This window comes from Selenomonas sp. oral taxon 149 str. 67H29BP (assembly GCF_000146365.1).
Lineage (GTDB): Bacteria > Bacillota > Negativicutes > Selenomonadales > Selenomonadaceae > Centipeda > Centipeda felix.
The window spans coordinates 2,068,483-2,094,095 of sequence record NZ_GL397087.1 but is presented as its reverse complement, the minus strand read 5'-3'; the positions used below and the strand labels follow the sequence as shown (position 1 = coordinate 2,094,095).

Below are 25,613 nucleotides of genomic sequence, written 5' to 3'. Positions count from 1 at the left end.
ACACAGTATCGTCAATGGGGCGCTCTTTATTTTGTGTTTTGTAAATCTCAGCCGAATACCTCGTCAACGATGGTGTAGACCGTATCGTCAAGGACGTTGATATCGCTCCGCGTGATATCCTTTCCATCCCTCATCACATTGACGGAGGGCGGAACGGGATCAACCTGTGCCGTTGGCTTGCGGCTGTAGTGATTCGTGCGGTCGAGCGATGCATTTTCGTAGGCGTACTCGTCCGGCGTCATCTTGCTTACCTGCGTCATCGCCTTGTAGTACTCATAGTCGGGAATGTATGGACCGATGTAGAGTGCAGTGTCATTTGCAGGATCTTGGATGAAGCGATAGTTCCGCGACACCGCGTCGCCGTCTTTTGCATCGTTCGGCGCATGGTACGTACCGTTCACGGCATAGTGTCCGACGCGCAGACGCGCATTCGGCGAACTATAGTCAATCGTGCCCGGAAGCTTTTCGTCCGGTACAATCTCCGGAACCTCATTATGACTAAGGTTTGTTCCCTGTGGCGTTCCCGTGTAGCTGGTGGGCAGTCCCTCATTGATCCAGCGTTCCTGCGGGTCAGCCTTCAGCACGATCTCCTTCGGCCTGATCTTGCCTAGCCCCTTGGCATTTGTCACCTCATCGCCCTTGCTGTCCACGATCTTATAGTTCGCGGCATCCGCTCCCGAGAGGCCAAGTGCATAGGCAACACCGACATCAGCAGTCGTGCCGTTCCCTTGGTTCCAGACACCGTCCTTCCATGCAACATTCTCGGTGTCATACGTTGCTGTGGTCGCATTCGACACATCATCGCCCGTGATGAGGGCACGCTTCGCCGCATCATTGGCATGACGGAATCGCATGAGTCCGTCGCCGCTCTGCGTGATGAGATTGCCGTCGGCATCCCGCGCCGCATTCACAATGCCGCGCGTGCCGTCATACTCCTTCGTCAGGTACGGCAGTGTCTCCGCCGTGATCGCTCGGCGGTTGATCTTGCCCGCGCCATCGCCACGGATTTTTCCGTCCCAACCGTTCTCAAAATCGAAGTTCTGCTTGCTCAGCTGCACCTCGTACTGCACACCGCGGCTGTTCTCGCTCGCATCCTTGCTGCGTTTTCCACCCGTCGGCTGATACGTCCCCTTAATGTCCGCGATATCCTTGTCCTGCAGGGCGAAGGGCTTCCATCCCTCCGCGCGGGGCAGGCGCATACGGCTATCCGATCGATCGAGGCGCGACCGTGCGTCGTTTACGGCATTCGTGCCATCGTACTCCTTTACCGCATCCTTGAACTTCATGCGGAAATCGCTCTCGCGCACGCTTGCCTTCGTAATCCGGCCCTTGCCATAGCCCGTTTCATCGAAGTCATAGTTGCCCGCATCATTGCCGAGCAGTGTACGCATCGCATCACCCAGCTTGCGGTACTGCACATCCTTCGGCGGCTCGCCGGTCTGATTTGCGTCGGCGTTTTTCGTAAAGGCACTGTCGGTTCTGCCGTAGCCGTAGTCGCTCGGCAAGGTAATGTCGTTATTTGCCGCATCACGCAAGATCAGCTGTTCGCCGCTGGGATTCACACCATCGCGGCGCAATGTCGCGCGCGCATCCGAATCCTTCACGAGCGCAGTCACATCCGTGTTCGTGCTTGTCCCATTATACTCGCGCGACACATCACCGAACGTGATATCGAGGCGGCGCGGCGTGATCGTATTGTTGTTCGTCGAGGTCTGTGAGATCACATTTCCGCGCTGGTCGACGAGTTCATAGTTGCCCGCGTGCGCAGCATCGACAGCAATATTATAGTTGACTTTCTTGTTGCGTCCCGCCTTCTTATCCTCAAATGTCGCCGTCGAGATATTCTGCACGCCGTCATTCGTGAGAAGCCCGCGATCGCCGTTCTCTTCCTCCAGCTGCACGATGTCCGCACCCGACGTAACCTGATTTCCACGATAGTACGTCTTGATCGTCGGGTCGCCGCTGTCATAGACCTTGGTCGTCCCGTCATACTCCTTCGTCAGCTGCCCCGGCGCATACGCCGTGACCTGCCGCTTCGTGATGACGCCGTTCGCCGTCTTTGTGATCGGATCCGCAATATCGAAATTGTGCCCCGTATAGTTCAGCGTGTACGTCACACGCGGCTGTGCACCGCCCGCCACGTTTGCGGTATCGTAGTGGGTTGATGCCTCGTCGGCGCGGATCGTGAGCTCGTTCTTGATGTCAATCGGCGTACCATTGATGTTCACCGTCGCACTCGTCAGATAGTTCCTGAGCGCGTCCGGCGTGTTCAGACCACCATGCTTAACCGCACGCGTGCCGTCATAGACCTTTGTGGCATCTGCGAGCGTCAGACCGTTTGCAATATCATTCGGCGTGATCGTACGCGGTGTGATCTTGCCCTTGCCCGACACCGTGTCGCTGTCCACGCGATAGTTTCTCGCCGCGCTGCCCGCATGGTTGTCGGCGTAGTTCTTAAATGCCGCCTTCACACCGCTGTACGCGATATCCTTGTCGAGGATCGTGCCGTCCGCCGCACGGCTGACGTTCGGATCGGAGTAAAGCCCGTCAATCTTATCCGCCGCCGTCTGGTCGAAGTCAAAGTGATCTGCCGACTTCGCAAATCCATTGAGTTTCAGCTTATTCGCCGCCGGATGCGGTGCCGTTGTCGAACCATTGGGGCGAACAACTGTCCGTGTGCCGTCGTAGACCTTATCGATCGGATCTGCACTGACCGTCAGCGTTTTCTTATAGATATCCGCCTTGCCGGAGCCATTGCCCTTCATCTCGCCATTCGCGTCGAGCGTCTCAACGCTGCCGATCTTGTAGTTCGAGAGCGTATCGGTATCGCCCGAGAGCGTGAGGTCATAGTGTACATTGCGCCCCGCCTGTGCAGGTATACGCGCCTCCGCATCCGCACGCGTCTCCACCGAGGCATCGGGGCTGCTGTACGTCCCCTGAACCTTCAGCTGGATCTTGTTCTTGTCACGGTCGACAACACCCGTCAGATTTGCGCGTGCCATTGCATTGGCAAATATCTCATTTGTCTCGGTAAACGTATCCTCACCATCGTACTCCTTGATGAGATGCGGCGGGAGCTTCGTCGCAAGGTCACGTTTTTCGATCTTGTCACCCGCATGATGGATCATGCGGTTCCGGCTGCCCGAGAACTCGAAATTCTGCGTATTGATCGTCACATCATAGTCGACACCCGCAGCGTGCGCAACACGATAATCATTGTACTTCGCTGAATTCAGCTGGATGTCATTGAGATTGATATCGACGAGATTGCCCCCGCCGAGATCGAGCTTGCTCGTGCTGAAATAGTTCTTGACATGATCCATGTCCTTGTAGGACTTGCCCGTCACGGTATCTTTCCAGTAGACATCCGGCGTGCCGTCATACATCTTCGTGGCATTGTTGATGTTAAAGGTAAAGTCGTTCGCCGTGACCGTACGCTTGCGAATCGTGCCCTTGCCATACGCCGTATTTGTGATCTCATAGTTGGCCGCATAGGGCTGTGCCGCAAGCGTATTCGCGAGATTCGAGTACTGTACGTCCTTACCGTTCGGGATGACATTTCCGTTTGCATCCGTCACAACGTTCGGATTGCGCTGGAAGGCCGCATCCGTCGTGCCTGCACCATAATAGCTCACGATGCCGGTCGTATCAAACGACGCACTCGTGATCCCATCCGCCGTAAGCGTGGCGGCACCGCGTCCATCGGTATTGCCCGCCGTCACCGCGGTGATGTTCTTCGTGTTGTTGTTCGGGGTCGTATCATACGGCTTCGACACATCGCCAAATCCAAGCGTGATTTTACGCTTTGCGATTGTGCCCGATGCACCCGTTAGATCAAGGCCTGTTTCGGCATTTGCCGTCGTGCCGTTATATGAAAGGGTATAGTTCTGCCCCTGCGCCCCACCAATCCTAACGTTATATGCAATATCCTTGTTAACACCGGCATTCTTATCCGCGACACCCGCATTTGCATAGTTCGCCGTGATCGTCATCGACGCACCGTCATCGACCGCAGCGCCGTTTGCGGTGCGTACCAGCTTGTTGTCATTCGTCGTGCCGGATGCATAGGTAACATTGCCCTTTGCATCGTCGTCAATGAACTTGTCGTAGTGCCGCGTATTCGTATCCACGAGATTCGCATTGGCATCGTAGATCTTGTCGATGCCCGTTTTCTGGGCAAGGTCAAGCGTCAGCACACGGCGGTCGATCCTGCCCGTATCCGTCATCTCAAACTCATTCCTGCCCGAGATTTCGATGTTGTTGTTGTTAAGACGGAACTTATAGGTGACACCGATCCCCGTGCCCGCATTGGAGCTCGCATACTTCGTACCTGCGGTATCGATCTCGAGATCGCCGCGCAGATCCGCCGTATGCCCACCGCCGAGATTTGCCGTCGCCGTCGTGATATAGTTCTTCACCTGATCGGACGCACCCGAGCCGTTGTACTTCACCGTCTTGGTGCCATCATAGACCTTGTGTGCGCCCGTGGTGGCAAAGATAATGTCCGATGTATTGATGTTCGCCTTCGTGATCGTGCCCTTGCCGTAGCCGTTTGTGGCAAACTCATAGTTGTTCGCACCGAACACCGTGCCCATCGCCGTGCCGATGCCTGCATACTGAACAGACTTGTTCGTTCCCGCATTCGCGTCGGGGGTGAACGTTCCGTCGGTCGTACCCGTCCCATACTGACTCGTGACACCCGTCAACCCCGTGATCGTTGTGCCGCTGACACGGGCAGCATTATCCTGTGAGAGCACCGACGCATCGGCAGCCGAAACAGACGGTGTGATCGACGTATTCGTCGGTGTACCGTCATAGCTTTTGGACACAGGCGCAAAGGTAACATCCACCTTGCGCTTTGTGATTGTGTTATTCGTCGTCGAGAAATTGCCGTTATTATCCGCGCCGTTATATTTCAGATTGTAGTTGCCAGCATTGGCGCCATCGATCGCGAGCGTGTAGTTCACGGTTTTGCCCGTGCCCGCGTTCTTGTCCGCATACACGGCGGTCGTCGTGTATGTTGCGCCATCGTTGCCGGTCAACCCTGAGAGCGACACCTGATCATTGAGCGCGCTGCCCGTGATGACATTGCCCGCCGCATTCTTCACTACCGTTGTTGCATCATAGGTCTTTGATAGCGGATTCCTGACCGTTGCGGTGACATCCTTCTTCGTGATAACGCCGTCGCCCTTCGTCGTGAACGAGGTGACACCCGTCCCGAGGGAGAAGTTCCCATTCGTTCCGGTATAGCTCAGCTTGTACGTGACGCGGTTGGCCGCGCTACCGCCGTCCACATCCTTCGTATCATACTTCGCCTCCTCGAGCTTTAGATCGCCGAGGATATCCACCGCAGGAGCAGAGCCGACCGTCACCGTCGCGCTCGTAATATACTTCTTCTGATCGGTGGTCGTGCTCGAACCGTCCGTCCACTTGACATCCCGCGTCCCGTCATAGACCTTCTCCGCCTGACGTTTGGTAAAGGTAATCGAACCATCATTCAGCTCATATGGCGTGATCTCGCCGAGCCCCTTCGCCGTCGAGGCGATCGTATAGTTCCCCGCCTGTGCGCCGCCAAGACTGAGGTTCAAATAGTTGATCCAGTTCTTCTGTGGGGTGCCGTCAATCACCTGCATCGTGTTGTCACCATTCACGTTCTCACTCTGGAATGCCTCCGAATGCGAGTTGAGCGTAACCGTATCGCCCGAGATGACACCATCCGTGCCCGTCTTGAAGCCGACCTTTGTCGGGTCGACAGTCTTCGTACCGTCATAGACCTTCGTGATCTTTTTGAACGCACCCGAAAGATCCTTCGGCGTGATCTTTCCTGTCGCCGAAAGTTCGAGTCCTGACTCTGCGTTTGTGACCGTGCCGCCCTTCTTAAAGGAGTAGTTCGTCGCGTTGCCGTTGATCGCGACCTTATAAAGGATATCCTTGTCTACAATATTGCCGCCACTGCGCTTGACATTCTTGTCTGCAGAGCCGCTTTCCATATAGTTCGACGTGATATTGAAACTCGTCCCGTCCGTAGTGACAAGTTTATCCTTGGCCGTTGCCCCTGTCGCATAGCGCACATTTCCCGTGCTGTCGCTGTCCCGCAGCGCATTCCAATTCTTTGTCGCCGTGTTCTTGAGCGTGGTCGTGCCGTCATAGACCTTGTCGATGCCGGAGTTCTGCACGAGATCCAGTTCGAGCACGCGGCGCGTGATCGAGCCGCCGCCCGAGACCTTGCCCGCACCGCTCTCAAGGTTCACGCCATTCAGCGTATAGTTCTTGATCTTCTCGGCATCGCCCTCCGCCTTGACATTGTAGAGCACCTTTGTCGCATTCGCGACATTCGCCGTCGGGTTGTCGGAGCTATCCGCAAACTGTGCATCCCCGTTGAGGCGGAATACCACCTTGCCGTAGTCCGCAGGAATCACCCCCGTCCCCGGACCCGCTGCGGGCGTGAGATGCCATCCATTTTCCAGCGTGTATGTCGTCGTGCCGTCATAGACCTTTGTCGCATTGGCGACATTTCCATTGGCATCCTTCACTTGGAAATTGTTCGGTGTGATCTCGCGGCGGTTGATAGTGCCCTTGCCGTATACCGTCTCGTCGACGGTATAGTTGCCCGCATTCGCACCAAACTCGTTGTTGAATGCCGTACGCATATTCGTATACTGGACATCATGCTGCGTCCCGTTGCTCGCATTCGCATTCGCCGTAAAGGAGGTCGTGCCGCGCCCATAGGTGCTTGTCGCCGTGGCGGGCGAGGCAGACATCATTCCCTGATATTTTGTCGTGAGACGCGATGCCGTGACATTATCCACGCCGAGAACAGCCGCGAGCACAGAGCTTGCGGGATCATCCGTAAACCCCGTGACTGTCGCGGAGGTGTTTCCCGCCGTGCCGTCATAGGTCTTCGACACATCGCCCATCTTGATATTCAGCTTGCGCGGCGTAATCTTGCCCGCATCGGCGACCGTAATGGGTGCATTCATCGTCACGGTCTTCGCTGCACCCGAGCCGTTCGCCGTACTGATGACATGGTTCCCCGCATCGACGATCTGATAGTCGTCCGCATACTGTCCCGTCAGCTGCCCCGTATAGGTGACCGACTTCTTGATAACGTTGCCGCTGCCGTCGTACGCGACATCCTTGGTCGCGTACTCTGCAGTGGAACTGTTCGTACGCTTCTCCGTCGTACCGTCATGCACCACCCAGCCTGTAAAGCTGACGACCGTATCACCCTTGACAGGATTGCGGTTGCCGTCCGTATGCGCGGTGAGACCATCGTAGACCTTTGAGATCTCCTGCGTCGCCGCACGCAGCGAGGCAGGGGTAATAGACCCTCCCGCAGTTACCTGCGCAGGGTTCGCATCCGTGACCGTCTCAAGGTTGCGCGGAGAGCCGGCAACACCAAAGGTATAGTTGCTGAGCGGATTGTTCGTCGGATCCAGTGTCTTCGCCTTGACATCGTAGGCGATATAGGTCGCCTCAGACTTGTGCGACGTACGGTTTGCACCCGCCGCATCCTTCGTGAAATGCCCCGGCGAATTCGACTTGAGCTCGAATACAACCTTGCCGAAATCGTGGCTGACAATGCCCGTATCACCGGATGCCGACGATCCCGTCAGATATGCACCGGACGGGAGGTTGTAGGTGTCCGTGCCGTCATAGACCTTCGTCGCATCGGCGAGCGAGCCGTCTGATTTGCGCACCTTGAAGCCCGAGGGATCAATGCGCCGACGCGTGATCGTACCGTCGCCGTACTGCTTCGCATCGAGCTTGTAGTTCGTGCCGAGCGCGTTCGTCAGACCCGCGTACTCCACGGTGCGGCTGCCTGCATTGCGGTTCTCGGCGAATGTCATCGCCGTCTTGTTGTCACCGTAGCGGCTGGTCACCCCCGTCGTATTCAGATTGGTGACACCGAGACTGTCCGCATTCAAAACTGCCTTGTTCAGTCCATCGTCGAGATCGCTCGCCGTGATCTGCGTATTCGCTGCCGTGCCGTCGTAGATCTTCGTCGCATTGGCAAACTTCACGGTGACACCTCGCGGCATGATCGTGCCCGTATAGCCGCCCGTGAGCGTCTTTGTGGTCGCGATCGGCGTTACGCCCTCTGTGCCGAGGGTATAGTTATCCGCCTCCACGCCCGTCCCCGCGTCAAAGGATGCCGTGTAGGTGACACTCTGCGTTGTCGGATTGTCGCTGCCGTCGAGCACAACGTTTTTCGTCGCATATTTCGCCGTCGAGGTATTCGTGCGCGATTCCTTCACACCATTGACCGTGACAAATCCATCCAAAGTGACGAGCGTATCGCCCCTCGTAATATTGCGATTGCCGTCGGTCTGATCGTCCATCGCGTCGTAGACCTTCGTGATATGCTGATTCACAACAGTCGCCGTGAGAGCCTTTGGCGTGATCTTGCCCGCGCCCGTTGCACGGAACGTACTGCCCAGATCCTTCTTGGTCATACCGTCCATGATGTAGTAGTCGGAGAGACGGTAGTTGGTCGCGTCATCCGTATGCCCCGTCACCTCATAGGCGAGCTTTTCGACATCCCGCACGTTCTTGCTGTAGGTGGTGCCGTCGTTCTGCGCAAAACGTCCCTTGCCGCCTGTGAGCGCAAATGTGATATGGCTGCGGTCGCGTTCAACCAGCCCCGTCGTGCCGCCGGTCACGGCATTCGAGGATAGATAGACATTGGAGGTCGGCGTATACTCGTCGCTGCCGTCGTATACCTTTTTCGCATCGACCTTTGCATGGGTCGTCTTATCATAGACGTTGAAGTCGTCCCTGAGGATCTGGCGTGGGATGATCTTGCCATCGAGGTACACGTTGCCGCCCGTGACCGCTGTCTTCGTCCCACTTGCAGGGGTATAGTACAGCTCATAGTTGCCCGCGTCATTGCCCGTAAGCCCGACATTCGTGTACTGGAGCTTGTGGGGACCCGCATGGAGCTGCTCCACACCTGCTTCGTCCGTATACTTCGGACCACCTACATTCGTGAGTGCAACGTTATCCCGCGTGGTATCATCGTCGCCCGTCATGATCGCGCCGTCGGGCATCGTCGGCGTACCTGCGTTGATCTGTGCGAGGGTCAGACCTGTCTTCGTTTTATCCAGTTTGATATTCTCAGAGCCGCTGGTCTGGAACATCGCGCTGTCTTTCACGACGGATGTGCCGTCATAGATTTTGTCGTCTGCCGTCTTCTTTTGGATCGTGAGATAGAGCGGTGCCTTGGTAATGGTAGCCGTGCCCGTCAAGTTGCTGAGGGAGCTGCCGTCAAACGTATAGTTGTCCTTGTCGGTGCCGGTGAATCCAATTTCCCCCGAGAACTTAACATTGTGCGTGCCGACATTTCTGGTATCATTTCCGTCAGAATCAACCATACGGGCCTTGAAAATTTTTCCCGGTTTATTAAAATCAAGCTGAACCGTGCCCGCATCACGATCCTCTTGGGTAAATCCCGAAGAGGTGATACTGCCGCTCGTGAGTGCATCACGAAATGCCTTGGTCACGTCGCTCTTGCCGTTATACATGCGTTTCGGTTTGATAGTGCCGCTGTCAAGACGGACATCTCGCGGCGTGATTGTAACATTGACGCCGCGCAGGTTCGGGCCATCCTGATCTGACCAGAGGATCGCCTTCGTCCCCGCGTTGCGGATGCCGTTCGTGCGGTCGTAGTCCTTCGTACTGCTGTTGACGTAGTCACTGACACGGCTCGTATCCGCACCCGCACCAAAGCTGACATTCGCCTTTGTCCCTGCGGTGGTCGGATTCGACGTAGAGCCGTCCACAACCTTCATATAGTAGCTGTTGTACTCCGCCGTGATATCCTTGCCATCATTACTCTTGACCGTGTTGCCCGTACCGTCCTTGGGGGTTCCGTCCGGCTTGAAATAGCGATAGTTGTACGTCGCCGTCGCTGTCCCACTCATAAATGCCGTCAGCATCGGCGTGGTACGTCCCTCGTAGATACGCCACGTCGCACCGGGCGCACCTGTGTTGTTGATATCAAAGCCGTCATAAGAACTCGCTGCGGTCGTATGTCTGACAGGGATTGTGCCTGCCTCTTTGAATTTAGTTACCAATCCCGTAGAAGTATCAACTAAATATGTATTCGTCGCTATACTTTGGTTCAGCCCTGATTGATTCGTTGCAAGTCTAGGATTAGTACCAGTCACATAGCTATTTCTAACTGTCGTTCCATTAGACGGATCTATGAAATAAACCAGTTCTGTCCCTATCGTTCCGGCAATCTTGCGCGCATCGCTATAGGTATTACTTATTACAGTCCCTAATCCAGACGTTCCTATAACAGCGCCGCCTTCACCGATGCGGGCTTTACTATAAACACCGTCAAGCGTCGTGTTTGCCATTGTCTGCCCGACGATACCGCCATGTTTACCTGCTTCGCCATCTACTTGGCTATCTTTTATATAGACATTTTTTATTTCTGTTCCGCTCGCGTATCCAATAAGACCGCCCGCCCATCGATCTTGGTTTCCAGTTTTATCGCCGGTGACCATCGCTCCTGTAACACCAACGTTCTCAATACGAGATCCACTGACCTGGCCAAATGGAGCAGTATATGTCCCGCCCGTAATCGTAAAGTTTTGCAGCTTAAAGAAATTCCCATCGAACTTTCCCGTAAAGGGTGTTGTCCCTGAACCGGCAATGGGGGTTATTGATCCACCCAAGAAATCAATATCGTTCTCGAGCATATAATTCTTTGTGAGACCATTCTTGATATTCTGGAACTCTGTTTTATTAGCGACAAGCTGATAATATTCTGGGCTGACCCCCGCCGGATTGCCAGTCGTTGGATTGACCTTATAGTTCGTCGGCACAGTGCCTCGATAACCGATATGGGCATAGCCGCCGTTTGCTGTATCCGTATGGAGCACAACGGGATTCGTTGTATGCACATTTGCCGCATTGAGGAAGCGGATGTTCTTGCCGTGCACCTCGACGGTATTCGCCGTGATCTTGCCCATATTGACGACATCGGAAAGACCGGCGGCACTCGCACTGAGGGGTGATACGTTGTTCGCCATATCTGCATCAGTGTTTACCGTACTGGTATCCTGCGTGGAGACGTAGAGATTCCCTACGTTCACGGATGCTGTCTTGCCGAAGATTACGCCGTTCGGATTGACGATGTAGACGTTCTTTCCGCCCTCGATCTTACCATTGATATTCGAGGTGTTCGCGCCCGTGACGATATTCAGATAGTTGTTGGTCTGCGTGACATTATTTGTGTTTACGTCATAGTCATAGCGCACACGTTCTCCGCTTGCGATAGAGTAATCCCGCCACTCGATCACCTTGTTAGGATTTGAGCCAACCGAAACGATATTCGTATCATTTCCAACCTGCGTAATCGTGGCATTTACCGTATTATCAGTATTCTTACTAACAACGCTCCCACCCGTCGGCGCGGCAAAGCCGACCTGCGGAATCAAAAAAGCGCCCGCCATACCGGCGATGATTGCATAGCGCACACGCTGTGTCAATTCCCGTGTCCGATACTTTCCCATGATTCCGATCTCCCATCTGATGCGATATTTCTCATCTATATTTATCGAAAGTTATAGCTCATTTTATAATAGCATAGATGCGTGAAGAAGACAAGAAATCCCGTCGAATCGTCCTAGGACCATTCGACGGGATTGATCTGTTATGTGCTCATCAAAGCATCGCCTTGTAGCGTTCCTGGTTGATCTTTGGAATAGCAAGCATATCCATCGCCTTTTCCGCTGTGAGTTTGCAAGTAGTCATCACGGCGCGTATCGAAGATAGACGTTCCTGCTCGATCCCTTTTTCGATCCCCGCTTCTCTGCCCTGCTCATATTCTTCCTTCAGCAGCTGTTCCCATAACGCACTCACGTGGCTCACTCCTTCCTCGTTCTGCTTGAATGCTCTCGTCCGCTGTGCAAGAACATCGTAGTACATCTTCTCCGGCTGGGCGCAGCGAAAGTCGTGCATCAACCGCCCCAATGGTGTCGATGTGTCTGTCATCGCACTATTTACATAGATAATGTGCGAGCCGTCGTCAAACACATTACTGTATCCCTCTATCATACGACGAATCACGTAGAGAGGTTGTCCGAAGCCAAGGACATCGGTCTCCGTGATAAATATAACATACGACTCAGGCAGTTTCTCATAGTCCACCCCTGCCGGCAGTGCATTCGCATCCATGATACTGCTGTGATAGCGTGCTCTGCGTGGATCTGCCCCGCTCTTTGCACGTTGGATTTCGATGTTAAACTCACGTCCGTCAGCAAATGCGTGCACATCGAGCCGTACATCATGCCCGCGTAGATTCTTCACCGTATCCTGCGTAATAACACGCTCTGCACGAAGATTGGGCTGATCGAGAATAATCTGCAAGACCAAATCTACGCACGGGAGACTGTCTTGAAAGACTGCGGTCATAAAGACATCATCAAGAAGTGTAAAACTCTGAATCACTTCTTGATAGCGCATGCGTCGTGCTTCATCCAAATCTCGTGCCATCAAATCGCCCCTATGACTATTTTAGCCGATTCTATTCCTGCGTGCAAGATCGAAAGAGAAAAGCCTCCCCCGCTGTTGCGGGGGAGGCGAACCGCCTCAGCGGTAGTGGACACAAGCCCATGATATTTTACTTTAACAAGCTGAGCACTGTGCTCGAGTTCTGGTTTGCCTGCGCAAGCATCGCCTGTGCCGCCTGCGTGAGGACGTTGTTCTTCGTGTACGCCGTCATTTCCTTCGCCATATCCGCATCGCGAATGGTTGACTCTGACGCCTGCACGTTCTCCGAGGCAACGACGAGGTTGTTGCTCGTATATTTGAGACGGTTCTGTACCGCACCAATTGCGACCGCCTGATCAGTTGCGCGAATCAGCGCGTTTTCAAAGACATTAATCGCAGCATTTGCCGCTTCCTTTGTCGTGACCTGTACCTTTGGTCCGCCTCCAACAACATCTATTGTAACCGGTGGTGTAACTGTGGGAACAACGTGATTCCATCCTCTTCCGTCCGAGGACTGCAGACCAAGAGCCGCTGAGCGCATATCAGTGAAGCCAATTTTAACTGCCTGATTCGCACGCGTTCCCGTCTGTAGAACGAGTGAGTTATCTGGGGAAGGATTCTGTGCGCGTACGGTCTCCTTAAAGGCATCAAGAACCGCATTAACCTCATTGCGCATTTTTCCTGCCTTGTCGGTGACAGAAAAGGTGATTGCCGTAACCTGTCCATCGACCCCTTCACCAAACGCTCGAATGGTGAGTGCATTCTGGTTATCCGGCGTATATACCGTTCGTCCGTATTCATCTACGCCAACATCTGGACCAGTACTATGAAAAGATGCATGCTGAGACGTAATAAGACCGATCATATTTGTGATTGTACCCGTACCGATTGGAGAAAGGGTACCTGTATAGGTAACACCATTTTTTACCCAAGAGGCTGTAAGAGTATCACTTGGATCAATGCCTACAGCATTTCCATCTCGTCGTTTGAGACGCGCTAATTGAGTTAGACCATTCGTATCGGTTGCCAGACTCATATTTGTGAAACTTGTTTGCGTTCCTAATCCGGCTTCCCCACGAACTAAGCCATTCTTCGAACCATCAATCAGATACTTCCCATTGTACGTCGTCAAGGCATTCTCATCGATCTGGTCGATCAGCTTATCGACCTCTTTCTGGATGAGTCTGCGGTCCTCGTCCGTATTCGTATCGTTCGCAGCGTTGATCGCCTTTTCCTTCAGGGTCTTGAGAACCTCGATGGTGGACTGCACAGCGCCCTCTGCCGTACGCAGAAGTGCTGCACCGTTCTTTGTATTCTTATCATCCTGATCGAGGGAGCGCACCTGCACGCGCATCCGCTCGGAGATCGCCATCCCCGAGGCGTCGTCGCCGGCACTGTTGATCTTCATGCCCGAAGAGACCTTTTGCAGGCTCTGTGACAGCGCGCTCTGATTCTTGTTCAACGTGTTGAGCGTATTCACCGCCGACATATTGTTTTTGACCACCATCGCCATAAAGACTGCCTCCCTGACTGTTATCTATGGTTCGTCCATGCCATTCTATGATTGCATAAATAGACGGAATCCACCGTCCTAATATTTTTATCGACGAAAGGAAGGGACAACTTAAGAATGTGCTATTATTTTATTTTCATTCTTTCTTCCGTACGACACGATACACAGGACATCACGCGACTCATCTGATTTTGTCCTGATCATCAGGAGAAAACCATGCCGTTTTCCTGGGCAAACGCGCGCAGTTCATCCTCCGGCACCTCTGCGATCTGAGCTGCTGTATGGAGTGGTGTGCCTGCCCGCATAAAGCGCAATGCGGTATGAAGCGTGCCAGCCTGACGCCCCTCAGCTCGCCCCTCAGCTCGCCCCTCGGCTCGCCCGCGCCGCATTCCCTCTTCGATGCCAGCACGGTGTTGTTTCTGGTATTCCATATAGAGTGTCATGTATTCCCGCCTCATTTCGTCCTGTCGTTTGACACGCTCAACTTCCTGCTCTATTTCCTGTACGAGTTCGCTCTGTGCCTTCTGTCCATCAACGAATTTCAGGAAGTCCTCCAGATCTCTGTCCACTCTTCCTCTCAGCCCTTTTGCGTTCAAAAAGATCTTCGTTGCGCCGTCTCCAAGTTCGAGTTCAGGCAGCTCTATACACCGATGACGAAACGTATAGATTCGCTCGTCCCGGCCAAAGAGATCAAAGGTGCAGATAAATATGATATATGTCTGACGCAAATCATCGTAATAGACGCCTTTGTCGAGGAGATCCATATCGATCATGCCCTGATAGTAACGTGTCCGTCGCGGCAGTTCTCCATCCCGCCCCTTTGTAGTCTGCATCTCAATGTTATAGACGGTTCCCGCGTCATCTTCAATGTAGACGTCGAGACGCACGGCCTTGCTATCAAGACGCAGATCGATACTTTTCTCCGTATCAGGATAGTGGATATCGCGAATCCTTACATTCAAAATGCGCTCCAACAGCCATTTACAGAGCTTCTCGTTCTGCATGACGCGCTGAAAGATAAAATTATCCCGAATGGAAAGCTTGTTCCATGCTTCCAGTGCCTCACGTTCCCATTCCTTTTCCATGTGCCCCCTCCTTTCATTTTGTATCTTCTGCTCTCATTATAGATAATCCCTTCCCTCCGGTCAACATAAGCATCAAAAAAGGAGCCCCTTGCGGGACTCCCAATGTTTTTGATAAAAGAGCTTAGCCGAGGATCACGAGCGAGTCGCGTACCTTGACGGACTGGCCTGCCGTGACGTTGATCGCCTTGACCGTGCCGTCTGCATCCGCAGCGATCTCGTTCTGCATCTTCATCGCCTCAAGGATGAGGAGCGTGTCGCCTGCCTTGACCGTCTGACCGACCGAGACTTTGACCTCAACAATCTTGCCCGGCATCGGTGCATCCACCGAGCGCTCACCGGCGGCAGCAGCCTTCGGTGCAGCAGCGGGAGCAGCCGGAGCAGCAGCCTTCGGCGCAGCTGCCGGAGCGGCGGCCTTCGGTGCAGCAGGGGCAGCAGCTGCTGCTGCGCGCACTTCCTCAACCTCGACTTCGTAAGCAGTGCCGTTGACCGTGATGTTGAACTTTTTCATGTGTGATTCCTCCAACATTAAAATTGATGACAGATTTTTATCTCGCAGGACGCTCAGCGTCTGCTGCGGTTGGCAAGCGTCCAGACCTCGGCGGGTTTGACGCTTACAGCAACGACTTTGTTGCCCGTCGTCGCCTGGACGGCGGCGGTAATGGCGGCGATGACTTCGGGCGCCACATTGTTTGCAGCCATTCTATCCCTCCTGCTGAATCAAAGCGGAATGTTCCCGTGCTTCTTCGCGGGGTTGTCCTCACGCTTGCTCGAAAGAGCGTTGAGTGCCGTGATGATGTAGGGGCGCGTCTCGCTCGGCGTGATGACCATGTCGATGTAGCCGCGCTCTGCCGCCTTGTACGGGGTTGCGAACTCCTCGATGTACTCTGCCGTACGTGCCTCCTTGTCGGGATCCTTGCGGAAGATGATGTTTGCCGCACCCGCAGGTCCCATGACGGCGATCTCAGAGGTCGGCCATGCCATGACCTGATCGGCACCCAGCTCGCGGTTGCACATGGCGATGTAGGAACCGCCGTACGCCTTGCGCGTGATGACCGTGATCTTGGGTACGGTTGCTTCGCTGTATGCGTAGAGCATCTTCGCGCCGTGGCGGATGATGCCGCTGTACTCCTGATCGACGCCCGGCAGGAAGCCCGGTACGTCGACGAGGTTGACGAGCGGGATGTTGAACGCATCGCAGAAGCGGATGAAGCGCGAGGACTTGTTCGACGCGTCGACATCGAGGCAGCCTGCCATGACGTTCGGCTCGTTCGCAATGATGCCGACGGTACGTCCGTCAAAGCGCGCGAAGCAGCAGATGATGTTCGTTGCGAAGTGCTGATGTACCTCGTAGAACTCGCCGTTGTCGACGAGGCTGCGGATGACATCCTTCATGTCGTACGGTGCGTTCGGGTTGTCCGGCACGACCGTGTTGAGGCTCTCATCCTGACGATTCGGATCGTCGCCCGTCTCCACGCGCGGCGTTTCCTCCATGTTGTTGCTTGGGAGGAAGGAGAGCAGGTAGCGGATCTGCTCGATGCAGTCCTCATCGTTCTCCGCCGCAAAGTGTGCGACGCCGGAGCGGGAGTTGTGCGTCATCGCACCGCCGAGCTCCTCCGCCGTGACCTCCTCCGCTGTGACGGATTTGATGACGGCAGGTCCGGTGATGAACATCTGGCTCGTGTTCTTCACCATGAAGATGAAGTCCGTGAGCGCCGGGCTGTAGACCGCGCCGCCCGCGCAGGGTCCCATGATGACGGAGATCTGCGGGATGACGCCCGATGCCTTCGTGTTGCGGTAGAAGATGCCGCCGTAGCCCGAGAGCGCATCGACCGCCTCCTGGATGCGTGCGCCGCCCGAATCGTTAATGCCGATGCAGGGTGCGCCCATCTTCATGGCGAGGTCCATGACCTTCCAGATCTTATGTGCGTGCTTTTCGCCGAGCGAGCCGCCCTCGACCGTGAAGTCCTGTGCAAATGCGTAGACGAGACGTCCGTCAATCGTGCCGTAGCCCGTCACAACGCCCTCGCCGGGCAGTTCCTTTTTCTCCTGTCCAAAATTGGTGCAGCGATGGCGCACGAACATGTCGAGCTCGACGAAGGTGTCCTCATCGAACAGCAGGTTCAGGCGCTCACGTGCGGTGAGTTTGCCCTTGCTGTGCTGCTTTGCGATGCTCTTTTCACCACCGCCCTGCATGAGATGCTCTTTTTTCGCCAGCATCAGCTCAATTTTTTCCTGGACTGTGGACATTCTATCCCTCCTGTATCTCTGTCAAATCCTCGGATTTTCGATTCGTTCCATAAATGTGAATCTTGATGGCGCATTCCCACGCGAACGCTTCGTTGCGCAAGTGATCGCGCGCTTATTCGCCTAAATACCTGCGGGCTTCTTAAACGCGCTGCGCTTGAACGGCAGAAGTCCGCAGGGGGCGAAACGCACGCTTTACTCGCTTGCTTCACTAAGGTTCGCTTTGGGGAATGCACCGCACTTGTCTCACAAAGATGCGCAAAGAATCAACATCCCGAGGAGATCAACTGCGGCAGTATGCTGCTCAGCGATCCGGATGCTCACAGATTTCGAGGAGAACGCCCTTCGTCGCCTTCGGATGAAGGAAGGCGATCTTTGCGCCGCCCGCACCGATGCGCGGTTTCTCGTCGATCATGCGGACGCCCTTCGCCATGAGGTCAGCAATGGCGTTCTCGATGTTGTCGACGCGCAGGGCAACGTGCTGGATGCCCTCGCCCTTCTTCTCGATGTATTTTGTGATCGGGCTGTCAGGCGCCGTGCCGATCAGCAGCTCAATCTCACTGCCGTTCGGCGTCGGATGAAAGGTCGTCGTGACCTTCTGCTCTGCGACGGTCTCCTGATTCGTGCAGGGAATGCCGATGATGTCCGACCAGAGTTTCTTTCCTTCTTCGAGATCCTGTACGGCAATGCCGATGTGATCTACACCAAGAATTTTGAACATGTCAAACTTCCTCCTTGGAGAAGTGCGTCTCTGCGCACTCACTCACTTCGTTAACATTTCGCTCATGACCCCGCCCACTACGGTGTATGGGTCGGTCTCATGCGCCTTGATTCGCGCCACATAGTCGTCCAGTCGTCCCGTATCGACGATGCGGCTCTCGATGCTCCGCCGTACGCCCGCATGGAGGATGTCGAGCATCTCATCGCGCGTGCGGCGGGTGCGCCGCTCGGCAAGCACGCCGTTCTCCTCGATGTGGCTGCGGTGCTCCTCGATTGTGTCGACGAGCTCCGTGATGCCTTCGCCGCGGTTCGCGACGACCTTGCGGATGGGCGGACGCCAGTCAGACATGTGATCGTCCAGATCGAGCATCATGTTGATCTCGCGGACGAGCTTGTCTGCCCCGTCGAGATCGGACTTGTTGATCGCGAACACGTCGCCGATCTCCAAAATGCCCGCCTTGATCGCCTGAATGTCATCGCCCATGCCCGGAATCAGCACAACCATCGTCGTGTCCGCTGCCCGCACAATATCCACCTCGGACTGCCCGACGCCGACGGTCTCGACAAAGATGACATCTTTGCCGAACGCATCCATCGCCTTGACTGCATCCGCCGTCTTGTGGGAGAGGCCGCCGAGGCTGCCGCGTGTGCCCATGCTGCGGATGAAGACGCCCTCGTCGAGCGTCAGGTCATTCATACGGATGCGGTCGCCCAGTATGGCGCCGCCGGAAAAGGGGCTTGTGGGGTCGACGGCAATGATGCCGACGGTCTTTCCGCGCTTTCTGTACTCCTTGGCAAGCTTATCCGTCATCGTGCTCTTGCCGGCACCCGGCGGACCTGTGATGCCAAGGACGTAGGCATGACCGGTATGCGGATAGAGCGCCTTCATGATGTCGGTGGCATCCGCCCGCTCATTCTCGATCGCCGTGATGGCGCGCGAGAGTGCAAGGCGGCTGCCCTTCAGCACCTCGGCTGCAATATCCATACGCCCACCTCCTTCGCGCTGTGATTTCATAAGAACATAGGGAATGGATGACCGGACAATCGGATTGCCTGTCATCCATCCTTTCAGGAAAGCACCGCACGAGGCAGTGTCTCCAAACAAATCAGGAGCTTATGCCTTCACATGTTCCTTGATGAAATTCACAACGTCGCTCGTCGGTGTGCCCGGCGTGAAGACCTCGGCAATGCCCGCTGCCTTCAGCGCAGGAATGTCGCCCTCGGGGATCACACCGCCGCCGATGACGAGGACGTCGTCCATTCCCTTGCCGCGGATGAGCTCGACGACCTTCGGAAAAAGATGCGGATGCGCACCCGAGAGGATGCTCAGCGCAACGACGTTGACGTCTTCCTGCAGAGCAGCCTCGGCGATCTCCTCCGGCGTCTGGCGAAGTCCCGTGTAGACGACCTCGAAGCCGGCATCGCGCAGGGCGCGTGCGACGACCTTCGCGCCGCGATCATGACCATCCAGACCCGGTTTTGCAACGAGCACTCTGATTTTTTCTGCCATTTTTCTATTCCTCCTGAACGGAGCCGCCGCACTCCTCGTGCGGCGTCCCCTGTGCATTCATCCAACAGCCGTTCGCGCGTACCGCTTAGAGATTGACGTGTGCCTCGTACTCGCCGAACACCTCACGCATGACACCGCAGATTTCGCCGAGCGTCGCGTAGGTCTTGACCGCTGCGAGGATATGCGGCATGAGGTTCTCGTGCTCGTCGGCGCAGGCCTTCTTGAGCGCGGCAAGGGCTGCCTGAACGGCTGCGTTGTCGCGCTTTGCCTTCATGGCCTCGACCTTTGCCTTCTGCTTCTCGCCGACGGAAGCGTCCACCTTGAGGAGGTTCTTCGGAGCTTCCTCCTCCACTTGGAACTTGTTGACGCCGACGATGACGCGTGCACCGGACTCAACGTCCATCTGCCACTTGTATGCGCTGTCCTGGATCTCTTTCTGGATGTAGCCCTTCTCAATCGCCGCAACCGCGCCGCCGAGATCGTCGATCTTCTTGATGTACTCCCACGCCTCTTTCTCGATGCGGTTCGTCATCGCCTCGACGTAGTAAGAGCCGGCGAGCGGATCAACCACATCGGCAAGTCCGCTCTCGTACGCCACGATCTGCTGCGTACGGAGGGCGACCATGACCGACTCCTCCGTCGGAAGCGCGAGCGCCTCGTCACGGGAGTTTGTATGGAGCGACTGCGTGCCGCCCATGACCGCCGCTGCGGTCTGGAGCGCGACGCGGACGATGTTGTTGTTCGGCTGCTGTGCGGTGAGCATCGAGCCTGCCGTCTGCGTATGGACGCGGAGCATCATGGATTTCGGCTTCTCTGCATGGAAGCGCTCCTTCATGACCTTCGCCCAGATGCGGCGGGAGGCACGGAACTTCGCGACCTCCTCGAGAACGTTGTTGTGTGCGTTCCAGAAGAAGGAGAGGCGTCCGGCAAACGCATCGACGCTGAGGCCTGCCTTGATCGCAGCCTCAACGTAGGCAATGCCGTCCGCGATGGTGAATGCAATCTCCTGCGAAGCCGTGGAACCGGCCTCACGGATATGGTAGCCCGAGATGGAGATGGTGTTCCAGTTCGGGACGTTCTTGGAGCAATATTCAAAGATGTTTGTGATGAGGCGCATGGACGGGCGCGGCGGGAAGATGTACGTACCGCGTGCCGCATACTCCTTCAGAATGTCATTCTGGATGGTGCCCTTAAGCTTGTCCGCCGAGACGCCCTGCTTCTCCGCCACAGCAATATACATTGCGAGCAGGACAGATGCAGGAGCGTTGATCGTCATAGACGTGGAGACCTTGCCGAGATCGATCTGGTCAAAGAGGATCTCCATATCGGCAAGGGAGTCGATCGCGACGCCAACCTTACCGACCTCGCCCTCGGAGATCGGATCCGTGGAGTCGTAGCCGATCTGCGTCGGGAGGTCAAATGCACAGGAAAGTCCCGTCGCACCGCTCTCGATGAGGTAACGATAGCGCTTGTTGGACTCCTCCGCCGTGGAGAATCCTGCGTACATGCGCATCGTCCAGAAGCGTCCGCGGTACATCGTCGGCTGCACGCCGCGCGTGTAAGGATAGACGCCGGGGAAACTGATGTCCTCTGCATAGTCCGTCTCCTGGATATCGAGCGGGGTGTAGAGCCCCTGCTCGGGGATGTGCGGACGTGCCGGGAACTTTGCCGTGGCTTTTTCTACGGCAGCATTGTACTTGTCAAGCTCCGCCTGGATCTTTTCATTGCTCATGAAAGTCTTCTCCTTTACCTTTTACAGTTCTCATTGGGTTATATAATATATACTGTGGACGGGAGCGCAGATGCCGCGCTCCCGAAAGCACCGATGGATACGTCGGATTACTTCTGCATCGAGCCCGTTGCGAGGAAGCGCTGATGGAAGGACAGCGCCTCGTCCAGCAGATGCGGTGTCTGTGCGCCCTTCGTTGCGGCAAGGGCGCGCTCGTAGTAGTCGAGCAGGAGCGGACGGAAGTCCGGGTGTGCGCAGTGGTTGATGATCTCGAGGGCACGCTCACGCGGGCATTTGCCGCGCAGGTCGGCAACGCCCTGCTCCGTGATGACGACGTCCACGTCGTGTGCGCCGTGGTCGACGTGCGAACAGAACGGAACGATGGACGAGATCTTGCCGCCCTTTGCCTCGGACTGCGTGTAGAAGATCGTGAGGTAGGCGTTGCGTGCGAAGTCGCCGCTGCCGCCGATGCCGTTCATCATCTTTGAGCCCGTGACGTGCGTGGAGTTGACGTTGCCGTAGATGTCGACCTCGATCGCCGTGTTCATCGCAATGACGCCGAGACGGCGGACGACCTCTGGGTTGTTCGAGATCTCCTGCGGACGGAGCATCATGATCTTCTTGTACTTGTCGATGTCCTTGTAGAAGCGCTGGAGTCCCTCAGGCGACGGCGAGAATGCCGTGCCGGATGCAAACTTCAGCTTGCCCGCATCAGCGAGGTCGAACATGCCGTCCTGGATGACCTCAGTGTAGACCTCAAGATCGGTGAAGTCGGAGTTCACAAAGCCCGCGATAACGGCGTTCGCCACGTTGCCGACGCCCGACTGCAGCGGAAGCAGCCCCTTGGGCATGCGTCCCTCGGCGATCTCCTTCTTGAGGAAGTCGACCGTGAACGCACCCATTTTGCGTGCAATATCATCGACCGGCGCAAGAGCGCGGGTCTTGTCCGTGATGTCACAGGGGACGATGTATTTGATTTTCTCATGCGGACATGGAATGAACGTCGTGCCGATGCGGTCGCCCGCCTTTGTGATGGGGATGGGCAGACGGTTCGGCGGATCGAGCGGGATATAAATGTCGTGCATTCCGACGAGCTCCATCGGCTGGCTCGTGTTCACCTCGACGATGACCACATCTGCACTCTGAACGAACGACGGGGTATTGCCGACCGAGGTGGAAGGGATGATGCCCTCGTCTGTGATGGCGACCGCCTCCACGAGGGCAACATCGATCTTGCCGAGGAAGCCTTCGCGCGACTGCTGTGCCACCTCGGAGAGGTGCATGTCGATATAGTTGATCTTGCCGGAGTTGATGGCGCTGCGCAGTGCCGTGTTCGTCTGGTACGGGAGGCGCTGTTTGATCCCCTCTGCCTCTGCGAGTGCACCGTCGAGCTCAGGGCCCGTCGAAGCCCCCGTCCAGATATTTACTTTGAACGGATTCTTCTTCATGCGTTCAGCGATGGCAAGCGGCACTGCCTTCGGATAGCCGGACGGAGTGAAGCCGCTCGCGCCGATGGTCATACCGTTGGCAAAGTACTCCGCTGCCGTCTCCGCACTTACAATACGATCCGTCAGGGACTTCGGTACGCGATCGGAAATATCGATCATAGAATAACCTCCCTCAGATACAGCGGACAGTACGCGGAACACACGAACTATCACAGCACATGTCTCATGACTGTGATTTTTAGGAAACACTGATAAAATGAGGTCTGCCAGATTGGCGTAGATTTTTTCGTCCGAACGAGGTGGAAAACCGGACGCAGAGTGGTGCTCTGTGGAGGATTTTCCGCCGAAGTGCGGGCAAAAAAGATGCGCTAAGATGGTTGTACCGAATTTATCAGTGCTTCCTTTATTTCATGATTCCCTTACCGCCGTCACCCATGAATACTCTCCTGACGCAGTCGGCATATAATTTTGACAGCAATCTTGAATCCCTCTGTTTTCTCGTAAATCCCCCGTAAATAGGGGCTGTATGGGGTATCCGAAATAACTGTAGATTATCGTACCTCTCTACGCCAATTATATCTTTCCTAAGAATATCACGAAAAAAAAATGCCGTCAAGATTACATTGACGGCATTTTCTGTGAATTTGTGAAAAAAGAGGAAAAGTATTTATTCGTCCTGTAAGGAAGCACTGATAAACTCAGCACCGCCATCTTAGCGCATCTTTTTTGCCCGCTCAATGCCTGCAAATCCTCCACATAGCTTTGGCTATGCGTCCGGTTTGCCTCCTCAATCGGACGAAAAAATCTACGCCAATCTGACGTACTTCATTTTATCGGCGATTCCTTATAATTTTTTTCAGACAACACGTCATTTTCCGTGCCGCGATGCGTCAGGTAGTAGGAGAGCGCGCTCAGTCCCACCGAGAGATCCTCGCTGACGAAGGGGACGGACGGCGGCACGTGCAGCTTCACGGGAGCAAAATTCCAGATGCCGCGGATGCCCGCCGCGATGAGCTGATCTGCAGCGCTCTGCGCTTGTGCAGCGGGGACAGCAATCACACCGATCTGAATATTCCGCTCGGCGATGATCTCTGCGAGATAGGCAATGTCCTCCACGCGCCGTTCCCCGACACGCGTGCCGATGACGACGGGGTTGCTGTCAAAGATCGCGGCAAGGCGGAAGCCGAGGCGAGCAATGCCCTGATAGTTCGCGAGCGCCGCGCCCAGATGCCCCATGCCGACAATGGCGAGGCTGAGGTGCTGGTCGAGGCCGAGGATGCCGCCGATACTCTCCTTGAGCTCTGCGACGTAGTAACCGACGCCCTTTTTTCCGAACTGTCCGAAGGTGGTGAGATCCTTGCGGATCTGCTCGGGATTGATCGAGAGACGGCGGCCGAGTTCCTCGGAGGAAGCGATGCTGACGCCTTCGTCACTGAGCTGCCGCAGGCAGCGGTAGTAGCGCGGCAGGCGATCGACGGTTGCCTTGGATATCGATGGATGTTCCTGCATAGTTATCCTTCCTTCATCTCCCCCGCCATCGTATGCACGGCCGCAGCCATCGCGGCGAGCATCCAGAGCAGCATAGAGGACGGTATATTAAAGAGAAGATGATCCGTGATCCCGTTCAGGGCAACGGAGAGCATGGCGAGCCCGATGCCGAGGGCAAGGCCCTCCACAAATTTTTTGCTGCGCCATGCCATGAGTGCCTCACGCACATCGGCGACGGCGTGCCACTCGTGTTCGTGTGCCGCAAGCACGTCCGCCCACGGCGGGGTTTTGCGCGGCAGGCGGAAGGCGAGCAGCAGCGAGCCGAAGAAGAACCAGAAGAAGGCGAGCGCCCCCGGGATGCCGATCTCCGCCGCATAGTTCAGATACATATTGTGCGCGTGAACGATCTGCACGGGTGCTCCCTGCAGATAGAAGTCATACTCTGGGTAGACCATGAAGTACATCCCCCAGCCGATGCCGAGGAAGGGATGATCCATAATCATCGCCACGGTGCTCTCCCAGAAGGCAAGCCGCATCTCCGAGGAGGTGTCGATCCGCGTAAAGACGGAGAGCAGGCGATCCGAGAGTACGGGGTCAAAGAAGAGGACCCCCGCGCCAATGGCGACGATGCCGAGGAGCACGCGCCAGTCACGCAGTACACCGTACCCCGCCAAGAGGATACCGATCACGAGGCACGCACCGCGCGCATAGGTCATGCCAAGGCACGCGAGCGCGAGGACGAGGATCGTGAGCGCCAGGCCGCGTCGCCAGCCCGAGAGGCCGACCGCCAGGCCGAGTGCCAGGCAGGCGACGATGTCGAGGTAGCCCGCGAGGATGTTTGGATTCTCCCACGTCGAGAAAACGCGCTTCGACAGTTCCGGAAATGCCGCGCCGTCCACCCATTTCATCGCCGAGATGTCGATGCCGAAGATGAACTGATAGAAGCCGTAGAGAATGACTAGCGCAGCAGACAGGGCCATCGCAATCACAACGCGCTGCACCTCACGGGATGTGCGTACCGTTTGACCGACAAGCAAATAGGTTGAGACATAGATGGGAACGAGATGGGAGAAATTATAAAGACTGAACGAAACATCCGGCGCAATAAACACTGACAGAAAGCTGATGACAAGAAAGAGCAGCGCCGGCGCATCGTACGGCATCCGGCACAGATGGAAATCTCGCTCAATACACAGGCGCAGAAGAATCGCAACACAGCCAATCCCCAGTGCCACATGAGCCGCAAGCGGCAGGAGCGGGATAAGGAACGCCTCGGCGATGACGGCATACATCATGCAGCGTCCCAGACGCGCCCCCCAACGCTGCCGGCGGTGCCTGCGGCGGCGTTCCTGGATATCCTCTGCCATACGCC

14 protein-coding genes and 1 pseudogene are annotated in these 25,613 nt (G+C 55.8%); all 15 read right to left on the bottom strand.

Translation table 11 applies throughout. The features are described from left to right. Window positions 1-47 precede the first annotated feature (47 nt). Window positions 48-11,525, bottom strand: a complete 11,478-nt coding sequence (locus HMPREF9166_RS09790) for a YDG domain-containing protein (protein ID WP_009753863.1) — start codon at window positions 11,523-11,525, stop codon at window positions 48-50. Window positions 11,526-11,676: 151 nt separating this feature from the next. Continuing rightward, on the bottom strand, window positions 11,677-12,507 hold the full coding sequence (locus HMPREF9166_RS09785; protein WP_039981349.1) for a PD-(D/E)XK nuclease family transposase: 831 nt from the start codon (window positions 12,505-12,507) through the stop codon (window positions 11,677-11,679). 127 nt (window positions 12,508-12,634) lie between these two features. Next, on the bottom strand, window positions 12,635-14,017 hold the full coding sequence (locus HMPREF9166_RS09780) for a flagellin (protein WP_009753861.1): 1,383 nt from the start codon (window positions 14,015-14,017) through the stop codon (window positions 12,635-12,637). Window positions 14,018-14,220: 203 nt separating this feature from the next. Further along, complete coding sequence (locus HMPREF9166_RS09775; protein ID WP_009753860.1) at window positions 14,221-15,102, bottom strand: Rpn family recombination-promoting nuclease/putative transposase; 882 nt, start codon at window positions 15,100-15,102, stop codon at window positions 14,221-14,223. Between the two features lie 121 nt (window positions 15,103-15,223). Then, complete coding sequence (locus HMPREF9166_RS09770; RefSeq protein ID WP_039981347.1) at window positions 15,224-15,610, bottom strand: biotin/lipoyl-containing protein; 387 nt, start codon at window positions 15,608-15,610, stop codon at window positions 15,224-15,226. Between the two features lie 53 nt (window positions 15,611-15,663). Continuing rightward, the gene (locus HMPREF9166_RS12755; RefSeq protein WP_006690222.1) at window positions 15,664-15,801 is read right to left on the bottom strand and encodes a hypothetical protein; all 138 of its coding nucleotides are present in this window, start codon (window positions 15,799-15,801) and stop codon (window positions 15,664-15,666) included. An 18-nt stretch (window positions 15,802-15,819) separates the two neighbouring features. Then, entirely contained in the window at window positions 15,820-17,349 is a 1,530-nt protein-coding gene (locus tag HMPREF9166_RS09760; protein WP_009753858.1) for an acyl-CoA carboxylase subunit beta, read from the bottom strand. Between the two features lie 301 nt (window positions 17,350-17,650). Next, window positions 17,651-18,067, bottom strand: coding sequence for a methylmalonyl-CoA epimerase (gene mce / locus HMPREF9166_RS09755; protein WP_006690224.1), 417 nt, complete (start codon window positions 18,065-18,067; stop codon window positions 17,651-17,653). Window positions 18,068-18,109: 42 nt separating this feature from the next. Further along, the gene (gene meaB, locus HMPREF9166_RS09750) at window positions 18,110-19,051 is read right to left on the bottom strand and encodes a methylmalonyl Co-A mutase-associated GTPase MeaB (protein ID WP_009753857.1); all 942 of its coding nucleotides are present in this window, start codon (window positions 19,049-19,051) and stop codon (window positions 18,110-18,112) included. A 129-nt stretch (window positions 19,052-19,180) separates the two neighbouring features. Further along, entirely contained in the window at window positions 19,181-19,576 is a 396-nt protein-coding gene (locus HMPREF9166_RS09745; RefSeq protein WP_009753856.1) for a cobalamin B12-binding domain-containing protein, read from the bottom strand. 85 nt (window positions 19,577-19,661) lie between these two features. Beyond that, on the bottom strand, window positions 19,662-21,308 hold the full coding sequence (locus tag HMPREF9166_RS09740) for a methylmalonyl-CoA mutase (protein WP_006690227.1): 1,647 nt from the start codon (window positions 21,306-21,308) through the stop codon (window positions 19,662-19,664). Window positions 21,309-21,415: 107 nt separating this feature from the next. After that, window positions 21,416-22,912: an acetyl-CoA hydrolase/transferase family protein gene (locus HMPREF9166_RS09735; RefSeq protein ID WP_009753855.1), complete on the bottom strand. Its 1,497-nt coding sequence runs from the start codon at window positions 22,910-22,912 to the stop codon at window positions 21,416-21,418. Between the two features lie 522 nt (window positions 22,913-23,434). Beyond that, window positions 23,435-23,545: pseudogene (locus HMPREF9166_RS13170) on the bottom strand (secretion protein HlyD); the annotation flags it as partial. A gap of 33 nt (window positions 23,546-23,578) precedes the next feature. Beyond that, window positions 23,579-24,262: a redox-sensing transcriptional repressor Rex gene (locus HMPREF9166_RS09730; RefSeq protein ID WP_009753854.1), complete on the bottom strand. Its 684-nt coding sequence runs from the start codon at window positions 24,260-24,262 to the stop codon at window positions 23,579-23,581. Between the two features lie 2 nt (window positions 24,263-24,264). Further along, entirely contained in the window at window positions 24,265-25,608 is a 1,344-nt protein-coding gene (locus HMPREF9166_RS09725; RefSeq protein WP_009753853.1) for an O-antigen ligase, read from the bottom strand. Between the last annotated feature and the right edge of the window lie 5 nt (window positions 25,609-25,613).

What these genes read in the sequence shown, in the direction of transcription:
- HMPREF9166_RS09735 (WP_009753855.1), bottom strand. Translation starts at nt 22,912, where the DNA reads ATGATCGATATTTCCGATCGCGTACCGAAGTCCCTGACGGATCGTATT.
- mce (WP_006690224.1), bottom strand. Translation starts at nt 18,067, where the DNA reads ATGTTCAAAATTCTTGGTGTAGATCACATCGGCATTGCCGTACAGGAT.
- HMPREF9166_RS09775 (WP_009753860.1), bottom strand. Translation starts at nt 15,102, where the DNA reads ATGGAAAAGGAATGGGAACGTGAGGCACTGGAAGCATGGAACAAGCTT.
- HMPREF9166_RS09785 (WP_039981349.1), bottom strand. Translation starts at nt 12,507, where the DNA reads ATGGCACGAGATTTGGATGAAGCACGACGCATGCGCTATCAAGAAGTG.
- HMPREF9166_RS09745 (WP_009753856.1), bottom strand. Translation starts at nt 19,576, where the DNA reads ATGGCAGAAAAAATCAGAGTGCTCGTTGCAAAACCGGGTCTGGATGGT.
- HMPREF9166_RS09730 (WP_009753854.1), bottom strand. Translation starts at nt 24,262, where the DNA reads ATGCAGGAACATCCATCGATATCCAAGGCAACCGTCGATCGCCTGCCG.
- HMPREF9166_RS09770 (WP_039981347.1), bottom strand. Translation starts at nt 15,610, where the DNA reads ATGAAAAAGTTCAACATCACGGTCAACGGCACTGCTTACGAAGTCGAG.
- meaB (WP_009753857.1), bottom strand. Translation starts at nt 19,051, where the DNA reads ATGGATATTGCAGCCGAGGTGCTGAAGGGCAGCCGCCTTGCACTCTCG.
- HMPREF9166_RS09740 (WP_006690227.1), bottom strand. Translation starts at nt 21,308, where the DNA reads ATGAGCAATGAAAAGATCCAGGCGGAGCTTGACAAGTACAATGCTGCC.
- HMPREF9166_RS09790 (WP_009753863.1), bottom strand. Translation starts at nt 11,525, where the DNA reads ATGGGAAAGTATCGGACACGGGAATTGACACAGCGTGTGCGCTATGCA.
- HMPREF9166_RS12755 (WP_006690222.1), bottom strand. Translation starts at nt 15,801, where the DNA reads ATGGCTGCAAACAATGTGGCGCCCGAAGTCATCGCCGCCATTACCGCC.
- HMPREF9166_RS09780 (WP_009753861.1), bottom strand. Translation starts at nt 14,017, where the DNA reads ATGGCGATGGTGGTCAAAAACAATATGTCGGCGGTGAATACGCTCAAC.
- HMPREF9166_RS09760 (WP_009753858.1), bottom strand. Translation starts at nt 17,349, where the DNA reads ATGTCCACAGTCCAGGAAAAAATTGAGCTGATGCTGGCGAAAAAAGAG.
- HMPREF9166_RS09725 (WP_009753853.1), bottom strand. Translation starts at nt 25,608, where the DNA reads ATGGCAGAGGATATCCAGGAACGCCGCCGCAGGCACCGCCGGCAGCGT.